Source organism: Streptomyces sp. ID05-39B (genome assembly GCF_033794725.1).
Taxonomy (GTDB): Bacteria; Actinomycetota; Actinomycetes; order Streptomycetales; family Streptomycetaceae; genus Streptomyces; species Streptomyces bobili.
Window position 1 is genome coordinate 1 of the sequence record NZ_JARGEF010000260.1, and the last position, 10,831, is coordinate 10,831.

10 protein-coding genes are annotated in these 10,831 nt (G+C 70.7%); 8 read left to right on the top strand and 2 right to left on the bottom strand.

The genetic code is table 11. The features are described 5' to 3' along the window. A partial coding sequence (locus P1P75_RS34840) for a DUF4190 domain-containing protein (RefSeq protein WP_319263043.1) occupies positions 1 to 441 on the top strand: 441 nt, incomplete at its 5' end. 36 nt (positions 442 to 477) lie between these two features. On the opposite strand, the gene P1P75_RS34845 is transcribed toward P1P75_RS34840, so the two are convergent. After that, positions 478 to 1,035, bottom strand: coding sequence for an NADAR family protein (locus P1P75_RS34845; RefSeq protein WP_319263045.1), 558 nt, complete (start codon positions 1,033 to 1,035; stop codon positions 478 to 480). 211 nt (positions 1,036 to 1,246) lie between these two features. Between P1P75_RS34845 and P1P75_RS34850 the strand changes: the two genes are divergently transcribed. From P1P75_RS34850 to P1P75_RS34880, 7 genes are all read left to right on the top strand, one after another. Beyond that, complete coding sequence (locus P1P75_RS34850) at positions 1,247 to 2,791, top strand: gamma-aminobutyraldehyde dehydrogenase (protein WP_319263047.1); 1,545 nt, start codon at positions 1,247 to 1,249, stop codon at positions 2,789 to 2,791. 53 nt (positions 2,792 to 2,844) lie between these two features. Beyond that, positions 2,845 to 4,092: a spermidine/putrescine ABC transporter substrate-binding protein gene (locus P1P75_RS34855; protein WP_319263049.1), complete on the top strand. Its 1,248-nt coding sequence runs from the start codon at positions 2,845 to 2,847 to the stop codon at positions 4,090 to 4,092. Between the two features lie 4 nt (positions 4,093 to 4,096). Continuing rightward, entirely contained in the window at positions 4,097 to 5,248 is a 1,152-nt protein-coding gene (locus P1P75_RS34860) for an ABC transporter ATP-binding protein (protein WP_319263051.1), read from the top strand. Beyond that, entirely contained in the window at positions 5,248 to 6,177 is a 930-nt protein-coding gene (locus P1P75_RS34865; protein WP_319263053.1) for an ABC transporter permease, read from the top strand. The genes P1P75_RS34860 and P1P75_RS34865 overlap by 1 nt, the downstream gene beginning before the upstream one ends. Then, entirely contained in the window at positions 6,178 to 6,978 is an 801-nt protein-coding gene (locus P1P75_RS34870; protein WP_319263055.1) for an ABC transporter permease, read from the top strand. Between the two features lie 37 nt (positions 6,979 to 7,015). Further along, positions 7,016 to 8,449, top strand: a complete 1,434-nt coding sequence (locus tag P1P75_RS34875) for an FAD-dependent oxidoreductase (RefSeq protein WP_319263057.1) — start codon at positions 7,016 to 7,018, stop codon at positions 8,447 to 8,449. A 122-nt stretch (positions 8,450 to 8,571) separates the two neighbouring features. Then, positions 8,572 to 9,024: a hypothetical protein gene (locus tag P1P75_RS34880; protein WP_319263059.1), complete on the top strand. Its 453-nt coding sequence runs from the start codon at positions 8,572 to 8,574 to the stop codon at positions 9,022 to 9,024. Positions 9,025 to 9,401: 377 nt separating this feature from the next. On the opposite strand, the gene P1P75_RS34885 is transcribed toward P1P75_RS34880, so the two are convergent. Next, positions 9,402 to 10,831 (bottom strand): helix-turn-helix domain-containing protein (locus tag P1P75_RS34885; RefSeq protein ID WP_319263061.1); only part of this gene is annotated, 1,430 nt, incomplete at its 5' end.

A 10,831-nucleotide genomic window follows, 5' to 3' on the forward strand; every position in this document is an offset into this window, starting at 1 on the left:
GACGACGTGCACGGTCGTCGGGGGCCCTTCGCCCCGCCCGCCGACGGAGCGGTACCGCCGCCGCCGATCTCCCCGGAGGGACCCGGACAGGTGGCGCCGTACGGCTATCCCGGCGGCTATGGCGTCCCGGGTCACGGCGGAACCCCCAGCTACGGCGGCGTCCCCGGCTACTACGGGTGGGCCGCCCCGCAGCAAGGCCCGAGCAACGGCATGGGGATGGCGGCCATGGTCCTCGGCATCGTGGCAGCCGTGGGCTTCTGCCTCTGGCCGGTCGCGATCATCACCGGCGTGCTCGCCCTCATCTTCGGAGTGATAGGCCGGAGCAAGGCCAACCGGGGCGAGGCCACCAACCCGGGTCAGGCCCTGGCCGGCATCATCTGCGGGTCCGCCGGGACCGTCCTCGGCGTGGGCCTGGCCGTACTGATCATTGTGGCGCCGTAGGGTCCACCCGCCCCGCTTCCTCACCCGCCCGCTTCCTCACCCGGCGCGCAGCAGTCGCCTGGCCTCCATCAGCGCGAAGCCCAGCAGGTTGGGGCCTCTCCAGCGCTCCGGGTCCGTCGCCGCGTCGTCGTCCGCGGTGAGGCCGATGCCCCAGATCCGGTCGACCGGGCTCGCCTCCACCAGCACACGCTCACCGGTCCCCAGCAGGTACTGCCGCAGCCCGGGGTCCGCGCCGAACTTGTGGACGCTGCCCTCGACCACGATCCGGAACCGCTCCCGCTCCCAGACCCCCTCGTCGAAGCCGCGCACCAGACGCCCGGCCTTCTTCGCCTCGGAGGGATGACCGGCGGCCAGCGCCCGCCGCTCCGCCTCCGCGTCCCCGAACAGGCGTGCCTTGCCGGCCATCATCCAGTGCTCGGCCGTCGCGAACCGGACGCCGTCCACGGTGAACGGGGACGGCCACCACTGGCTCAGGCAGCTCGGGCCGACCTGTCCGTCCGGCCTCGGACGGTGGCCCCAGAAGTGCAGATACTTGATTCGCGCCCCCGACCGGACCTCCCTGAGCAGGGCTTCCCGGGAATCGATCTTCTCCATGCATTCCACTGTGGCACGCACCACTGACAGCGTGTCTGTCCTTTTCCTGGCCAACTCGACACCTGGTCGACAGATTCCGTCGCGTAACCAAAAGGCAACAACGGAATCACTTGTTGGAGTCCCATTGCTCTGTCAGGATCGGCACTCAAATCAGGCTGGAGCTACGCCACCCGCCCCCGTGGACAGTGGGGCGAAGGCGGAGGAGAGCGACATGCAGAACCCGGGAAGCACCACCCCGGACCGAGTCGGCCGGTTTCCCGCACAGGCACGTTTCGCGGACGGCGCCCAGTACATCGCGGGCCGCCTCCGCAAGGGCACGTCCGGGCGGACGCACGCCGTGACCGACCCGGCCACCGGCGAGGAGGTCCTCACCTACGAACTCGCCGGGGCGGACGACGTCGACGCGGCCGTGGCCGCGGCGCGGGCCGCCTTCCCGGCCTGGGCGGGCGCCACCCCCGGCGAGCGCTCCGACGCCCTGCACCGTTTCGCCGCCGTCCTCGCCGAACGCGCCGAGGACTTCGCCCGTGCCGAGTCCCTCCAGTGCGGCAAGCCGCTGAAGCTGACCCGCGAGTTCGACGTTCCCGGCACCATCGACAACACCGCCTTCTTCGCGGGGGCCGCCCGGCACCTCCAGGGCCAGTCGGCCGGGGAGTACTCCGGCGACCACACCTCCTACGTACGGCGCGAACCCCTCGGCGTCGTCGGATCCATCGCCCCCTGGAACTACCCCCTCCAGATGGCCGCCTGGAAGATCCTCCCGGCGATCGCCGCGGGCAACACCATCGTGCTCAAGCCCGCCGAACTCACCCCCCTCACCTCGCTGCTCTTCGCCCAGGCGGCCACCGAGGCGGGCATCCCCGACGGTGTGATCAACATCGTCACCGGGACCGGGCGGGAAGCGGGCGAGCACCTCGTCGGCCATCCCGACGTCGTCATGACCTCCTTCACCGGGTCCACCGCCGTGGGCCGGCGGGTCGCGGAGATCGCCACCGCCACCGTGAAGCGGCTCCACCTGGAACTGGGCGGCAAGGCGCCCTTCCTCGTCTTCGACGACGCCGACCTGGACGCCGCCGTGCAGGGCGCGGTCGCCGGCTCCCTCATCAACACCGGGCAGGACTGCACCGCCGCCACGCGCGCGTACGTGCAGCGGCCCCTCTACGAGGCGTTCGTCGAGCGGACGGCCGCCCTGATGGAGACCGTCCGGCTCGGGGACCCCTTCGCCCCCGGCACCGACCTCGGGCCGCTGATCTCGCACGTCCACCGCGACCGGGTCGCCGCCTTCGTCGACCGGGCGCGTGCCTACGCGCGCGTGGTGACCGGCGGCGAGGCCCCGCGGGGGGATCTCGAGAACGGCGCGTACTACCTGCCCACCCTGGTCGCGGGCGCCGCGCAGGACAGCGAGATCGTCCAGTCCGAGATCTTCGGGCCGGTCCTCGTGGTCCTCCCCTTCGACAGCGACGACGAAGGGATCGCGCTCGCCAACGACACCCCGTACGGGCTGGCCGCCTCCGCGTGGAGCCGGGACGTCTACCGGGCGAACCGGGCGACACGCGAGATCAGGGCCGGGTGCGTGTGGGTCAACGACCACATCCCGATCATCAGCGAGATGCCCCACGGCGGATACAAGGCGTCCGGCTTCGGCAAGGACATGTCCGCGTACTCGTTCGAGGAGTACACCCAGATCAAGCACGTCATGTTCGACAACACCGCGGTCGTCCGCAAGGAGTGGCACCGCACCGTCTTCGGGGACCGTTAGTCACGAATGAGGCCACCGACCAGGCCGAACCCTCCCGGAAGGGCACCACGCGCATGGAGCAGTACGAGCCAGACCGCCTGACCCCGCCCCAAGCGGCCGCGATGCGGCGCAGTCTGCGCAACGGCAGGGCGGCCATGACCCGCAGGTCGCTGCTGCGCGCCTCGGCGGGCGGCGCCCTGACCCTGGGTGGTCTCGGGGCGCTGAGTGCCTGCGGGATCCCCGCGGCCGGCAAGACCGAGGGCGGCACGTCCGCCGAGGACCACTCGGCGAAGGAGAAGACCGTCAGCTTCTCCAACTGGACCGAGTACATGGACGTCGACGAGGCGGGCAAGCGCCACCCGACGCTCGATACGTTCACGGAGCGGACCGGCATCAAGGTCAAGTACTCCGAGGACATCAACGACAACAACGAGTTCTTCGGCAAGATCAAGCCGCAGCTCGCCGCGGGCCAGGAGACCGGCCGCGACATCGTCGTCCTCACCGACTGGCTCGCCGCCCGGCTCATCCGGCTCGGCTGGGTCCAGAAACTGGACGCGTCCAACCTGCCGCACGCGTACGCCAACCTGTCGGGCCAGTTCCGCAGCCCCGACTGGGATCCCGGACGGGCGTACTCCTACCCCTGGCAGGGCATCTCCACGGTCATCGCCTACAACAAGAAGGCGCTCGACGGCGTCGAGGTGAAGTCGGTCTCCGACCTGCTCGACAACCCCAAACTCAAGGGCCGCGTCGGCTTCCTCACCGAGATGCGCGACAGCGTCGGCATGACGCTGCTGGACATGGGCAAGGACCCCGGGAAGTTCACCGGCGACGACTACGCGGCGGCGATAGCCAGGCTGCAGAAGGGCGTCGACAGCGGGCAGATCCGCCGCTTCACCGGCAACGACTACACGTCGGACATCACCAGCGGCGACTTCGCCGCCTGCATCGCCTGGGCCGGTGACGTCGTCCAGCTCAAGGCCGACAGCCCGGACATCGACTTCCTGATCCCGGACAGCGGTTACATGACGTCCAGCGACAACATGCTGATTCTCAACAAGGCACGTCACAAGACGAACGCCGAGCGGCTCATCGACTACTACTACGAGCCGACGCCGGCCGCCCAGCTCGCCGCCTACATCAACTACGTCTGTCCCGTCGACGGAGTGAAGGACGCGCTGGCGAAGATCGACGAGGATGCGGCGAACAACCCGCTGATCATCCCCGACAAGGCCATGCAGGCCAAGTCCCACGCCTTCCGCTCACTGAGCGCGAAGGAAGAGACGGCCTTTGAAGCGCAGTTCGCGAAGCTCACTGGGGCGTGACGAGATGAAGACGACGACCGACGCCGGCGGCGATGTCCGCCTCTCCGGGATCAGCAAGACCTACGGCTCCTTCACCGCCGTCCACCCGCTCGACCTGACCGTCCCGCAGGGCTCCTTCTTCGCCCTGCTCGGCGCCTCGGGCTGCGGCAAGACCACCACCCTGCGCATGATCGCCGGCCTGGAGGAACCCACGTCCGGGACCGTCCACCTCGGCGACCAGGACGTCACGGCCCTCCCGCCCTACAAGCGGCCCGTGAACACCGTCTTCCAGTCCTACGCCCTCTTCCCGCACCTCGACATCTTCGAGAACGTCGCCTTCGGCCTGCGCCGGCGCGGCATCAAGGGTGTGAAACAGCAGGTCGGGGACATGCTGGACCTCGTCCAGCTCGGCGAGCAGGCCCGCAAGAAGCCGCACCAGCTCTCCGGGGGCCAGCAGCAGCGCGTCGCGGTGGCCCGCGCCCTGATCAACCACCCCAAGGTGCTCCTGCTCGACGAGCCCCTCGGCGCCCTCGACCTCAAGCTGCGCCGCCAGATGCAGCTGGAGCTCAAGCGCATCCAGACCGAGGTCGGCATCACCTTCGTGCACGTCACGCACGACCAGGAGGAGGCCATGACCATGGCCGACACGGTCGCCGTGATGAACGGAGGCCGTGTCGAGCAGCTCGGCTCGCCCGCCGACCTGTACGAGAACCCGCGCAGCACCTTCGTCGCGAATTTCCTCGGCACCTCCAACCTCATCGAGGCCGAGGTCGACTCCAGGAGCGGCGAGGACATCGTGCTGAAGGCGGGCGACGGCAAGCTCGTGCTGCCCGAGGCCCGCTGCGCGGCGCCGACGACGACCGGCGGCAAGGTGCTCGTCGGCATCCGCCCCGAGAAGATCTCCCTCACCCACGCCGACGACGCGGGCGGGATCCCGGAGGGCCGCAACCGCATCACCGGCACGATCGCCGCCACGTCGTTCATCGGTGTCTCCACGCAGTACGTCGTCGACAGCGCCGTCTGCCCCGAGTTCGAGGTCTACGTCCAAAACGTCGACCGTGACACCCGGCTGGCCCCCGGCGCCGAGGTCGTCCTGCACTGGAGCCCCGCGCACACCTTCGGCTTCGACGCGGCACAGGACATGGACGCAGGGCTCGAAGAAGAGGCGGCGCTCTGATGGCGACCCTCACGGAGGCACCGCCGCCGCTCGCCGGGGCCGCCCCGCAGGCCGAGCCGCCCCGCAGACGGGGCCGCTGGACGCCGTACTGGCTGCTGCTGCCCGGCATGCTCTGGCTGCTGGTGTTCTTCGCGCTGCCGATGATCTACCAGGCCTCCACGTCCGTGCAGACCGGTTCCCTCGAAGAGGGCTACAAGGTCACCTGGCACTTCGCGACCTACTGGGACGCGCTGGCCGAGTACTGGCCGCAGTTCCTGCGCTCGGTCCTCTACGCCGCCGCCGCGACGGTCCTGTGCCTGGTGCTGGGCTACCCGCTCGCCTACCTGATCGCCTTCCGCGCGGGCCGCTGGCGCAACCTGATCATGGTCCTGGTGATCGCGCCGTTCTTCACCAGCTTCCTGATCCGCACCCTCGCCTGGAAGACGATCCTGTCGGACGGCGGGCCCGTCGTCGGCGCCCTCAACACGCTGCACGTGCTGGACGTGACCAGCTGGCTCGGCTGGACCGCGGGGGACCGGGTGCTGGCCACGCCACTGGCCGTGGTCTGCGGACTGACGTACAACTTCCTGCCGTTCATGATCCTGCCGCTCTACACCTCGCTGGAGCGCATCGACGGACGGCTGCACGAGGCGGCCGGCGACCTGTACGCCAGGCCCGTCACCACCTTCCGCAAGGTCACCTTCCCGCTGTCGATGCCGGGCGTGGTCTCCGGCACGCTGCTGACCTTCATCCCGGCGTCCGGCGACTACGTCAACGCCGAACTCCTCGGCTCCACCGACACCCGCATGATCGGAAACGTCATCCAGACGCAGTTCCTGCGGGTGCTGGACTATCCGACGGCCGCGGCCCTCTCCTTCATCCTGATGGCCGCGATCCTCTTCATGGTCACCTTCTACATCCGCAGGTCCGGGACGGAGGATCTGGTCTGAATGCCTCTCGTCAACTGGTTCAAGAGGAAATTCGTCGTCATCGCGGGGCTTCTGACGCTCGCCTATCTGCTGCTGCCCAACGTCGTCGTCACGGTGTTCTCCTTCAACAAACCGAAGGGCCGCTTCAACTACGCATGGCAGCAGTTCTCCACCGACGCCTGGAAGGACCCCTGCGGGGTCTCCGGACTGTGCGGCTCGCTCTCGCTCAGCCTCCAGATCGCGTTCTGGGCCACGCTCGGCGCGACCGCGCTCGGCACGATGATCGCCTTCGCGCTCGTCCGCTACCGCTTCCGCGCGCGGGGCGCCGTCAGCTCGCTGATCTTCCTGCCCATGGCCATGCCCGAGGTCGTCATGGCGGCCTCGCTGCTCACCCTGTTCCTCAACATGGGGGCGCAGCTCGGCTTCTGGACGATCCTCATCGCGCACATCATGTTCTGCCTCAGCTTCGTCGTGACGGCCGTCAAGGCACGCGTCATGTCGATGGACCCCCGGCTCGAACAGGCGGCCCAGGACCTGTACGCCGGCCCGCTCCAGACCTTCCTGCGGGTCACCCTGCCGATCGCCGCACCGGGAATCGCCGCGGGCGCGCTGCTCGCCTTCGCGCTCTCCTTCGACGATTTCATCATCACCAACTTCAACGCGGGCTCCACCGTCACCTTCCCCATGTTCGTCTGGGGCTCGGCACAGCGCGGAACGCCCGTCCAGATCAACGTCATCGGTACGGCCATGTTCCTCGTCGCCGTCCTGATCGTCGTGACCTCGATGGTCGTCAACAACCGCCGAAACAAGCAAAAGGCGTGAGCAAGCGCAAGCAAGCACCTGTAGGGAGTTGGAAATCATGGCCCCAAGCGCCATGAGCCGTGGCAGAGACAATCACTGGACGACGTCGCTCTCGGAGGCGCAGCCGGTTCCCTACTGGCTGGAGGATCCGGGAAAGCCCCACCCCGAGCCCGCGCTCACCGCCGCCACGACCTGCGACCTGCTGGTCGTGGGCGGCGGGTACAGCGGACTGTGGACCGCGCTGATCGCCAAGGAGCGCGAGCCGCAGCGGGACGTGGTGCTGCTGGAGGGCCGCGAGGTGGGCTGGGCCGCCTCCGGCCGCAACGGAGGCTTCTGCGCGGCCTCCCTCACCCATGGCCTGTCCAACGGGCTGACCCGCTGGCCGGACGAGATCCACCGGCTCGAAGAACTGGGCGCCCGCAACCTCGACGCGATCGAGGCGGCGATCGCCCGGTACGGCATCGACTGCGACTTCGAGCGCACCGGCGAGATCGACGTGGCGACCGCGCCGTACCAGGCGCGCGAACTGCGCGAATGGTACGAGGAGATCGACGCCGAGGGCCTCGCCGACGGCATCGAGTTCCTCGACGGCGACGCGGTCCGCGAACAGGTCGCCTCGCCCACCTTCCAGGCGGGTCTGTACGACCGCCGGGGAGTGGCCATGCTCCACCCGGCGAAACTGGCATGGGGCCTGAAGCAGGCGTGCCTGCGCCTCGGCGTCCGCGTCCACGAGCACACCCCCGCGCTGACGCTGAAGCCGCACGGCACGGGGATGGCCGTACTGACCCCGTACGGGCAGGTCCGCGCCCGCCAGGTCGCGCTCGGCACGAATGTCTTCCCCAACCTGGTCAGGCGGGTCCGCGCCTACACCGTGCCGGTCTACGACTACGCGCTGATGACGGAACCGCTGAGTGCGGGACAGCTCGACGCGATCGGCTGGAAGAACCGGCAGGGCCTCGGCGACAGCGCGAACCAGTTCCACTACTTCCGGCTCTCCGCCGACAACCGCGTCCTGTGGGGCGGCTATGACGCGATCTACCCGTACGGCGGCCGGGTGCGCGCCGAGTACGACGACCGGCCGCAGACGTACGCCAAGCTCGCCGAGCACTTCTTCACCTGCTTCCCGCAGCTGGAGGGGCTGCGCTTCACGCACGCGTGGGGCGGCGCCATCGACACCTGCTCGCGCTTCTCGGCCTTCTTCGGCACGGCCCACCGGGGGAAGGTGGCGTACGCCGCCGGGTACACCGGGCTCGGTGTGGGCGCGACCCGGTTCGGCGCCGAGGTGATGCTCGACCTGCTGGCCGGCGAGCCCACCGAGCTGACCTCGCTGGAGATGGTCCGCAGGAAGCCGCTGCCGTTCCCCCCGGAGCCCTTCGCCTGGACCGGCATCGCGCTCACCAAGTGGTCGCTGGCACGGGCGGACTCGCACGACGGGCGGCGCAATCTGTGGCTGCGGACCATGGACCGGCTCGGGCTGGGCTTCGACAGCTGACGCTTTCGCCCCGTAGCGAGCCGGTTCACTCCAAAGAGGGTGCCGAACCCGCGTAATGCCCGGCGGAAACCTCCCTCTCCCTGGTGACGCGCACGCGTCGACGAGACACAGGGAGGTCCCACATGGCTGGGGCGAAGACGGCCGTCGAATGGCTGGCATCCGTCGCACCGGATCCCGAGGTCTGCCGCTGGGAATGGGAGCGCAACCCCCTCGGGGTGGTGCTCCTGCCCGCGGGCAGGGCCTGGGACGTGCTCATCCTGCCGGGCGAACTCGGCTATCCCACGCTTGACGTCCTCACCCGCATCCTCGACCGGCCCGGACCCGTGCTGGCCGACTTCGGGGACAACCGGATGGGTTTCCTCGTGCCACCGGGAACGGCCGCCCGCTGGGTCGGCACCGGCATCCGCACGGCAGGGCCCGGCACCTGGATCGTGGTGCCCTATCCGGGCCGCACGACCGGAGGCGTCCGCTGGCTGGTTCCGCCGGACGGCTCCGGCACACTGACCGACCCGGCCCTTCTCGAACTCGCCATGCACGAGGCGGCGGCCGGACCCGCCGAGGGAGTGAACGGCTGACCCACCCGCCCGGCTGACCATCCCCTCCGGCCCACCCGCACCGTCACCGACCCCGGCCACCGACCTGGCCGGGGCAGGGGGCCGACCGGGGCAACCTGGGCAACCTGAGCCGATCGGCCTGTCGTGGCTGTCGTGGCTGTCGTGGCTGTCGTGGCTTTCGCACGAGTCCGCGAGGTGCCGCCACCGACCCGGCTGGGGCAGGAAGCCGTGCCTTGGGACCCCTGGGCCGATGGACCGCACCAGCCGCCGCCCGGCGCACACCTGGTCGGGCCGGCGAGGCCGGCTGAGCCGGGACCCCGGACCCGCCCGGAGGCGACCCGTCACCGACGCCGACCGCAGGCGTGGCCGGTGCGGCGCTCACCGCTGCCCGGCGGGGGCTACTCCGGTGCTGTCGCCTTCAGAGCCAGCCACAGCTCCATGCGTACGTCCGGGTCGTCCAGGGAGCGGCCCAGGATCTCCTCGACGCGGCGCATGCGGTAGCGCAGGGTATGCCGGTGCACGCCGAGGTCGGCCGCCGCCGCGTCCCACTGGCCGTGCCGGGAGAGCCAGGCGCGCAGGGAGGCCACGAGGTCGCCCCGGCCCGTCGCGTCGTGCTCGTGCAGGGCCCGCAGCAGACCGTCCGCGAAGGCCTTCACCGCGTCGTCCGCGAGGAGCGGCAGCACCGAGCCCGCCGCGAGCTGCTCGTGCTCCACGAGGACCCGGCCCCGGCGCCGTGCCACCGCCAGCGCCTGCTCGGCCTGCTTGTACGCCGTCGCGGCGGCGATCGGACCGGCCGGGCCTGACAGGCCGACGATCAGTTCGTCCTCCTCACCGTCGGCCCCGGACGCGCGCGCGTCCTCCAGTGCCGCCGCGTAGGAGGCGACGGCCGCGGCCGCCGCGCCCTCGTCGGCGGCCAGGGCCACCAGCCGCTCGCCCTCGGGCACCACCAGCACCGTCTCCCCGGACCGGGCGGCCGCCGACTCCATGACCTCGGTGAGTGCGCCTACGGGGTCCTCGGCCTGGTCGGCGGTGCCGGGCACGCGCGCGTGCGAGGACGCGTCGGCCTGGCCCCGCGCGGACGCCGGCTCGGCCACCAGTACCCGGAACGGGGCATCCAGGAGACCGCCGTACAGCTCGCCGGCGACGGCGCGCGCGTGGTCCGGTTCGCCCGCCAGCAGCATGCGCAGCACCGCCACGCCGATGCGCTGTTCCGCCGCCTGGAGGGAGCTGGAGCGTTCCGTGGTCAGGGTCAGCAGGGCGACCGCCGAGTGGAGGGCGTAGCGCTCCACCGTGCCGAGGGCCGACGCGGTGCCGACCGCGAGGGCGGCCCGCGGGCGGCGGCCGGTGCCCAGGGAGTGCAGTTCGACCCGGTCGTCGTGGTCGGAGTGCTCCGGCCCGCCGACCACCGCCGACGCCGGCACCGGACGCTCCCGCAGCCGCTCCACGTCCGCGGTGAGCCGCGCGGCCCGCCGCCCCGCCCACTCCGGCGCGGCGGCGACGACGGCGCCCGAGGCGTCGTAGAGCGCGGCCCAGCCGTGGATCTGGGAGGCGAGCGCGGTGAGCAGGCCCTTTGGGCCTTCGGTCAGCGCCTGCTTGGTCAGCTCGCGCTGCGCCGCGAAGCCCGCCGTCACCGCTCGGTACTGGTCGGCCGCGATCGCCGCCGACACCTCCTTGCTGATGGCGAGGAACGGCGTGCGGCGGGGCACCTCCAGCAGGGGCAGGCCCTCCTCCTCGGCGGCGTCCACGAGGGCCTTCGGGATCTCCTCGTAGTTGACGCCGACGGCGAAGCCGAGCCCCACCACCCCCGCCCCGGCCAGCCGCCTCACAT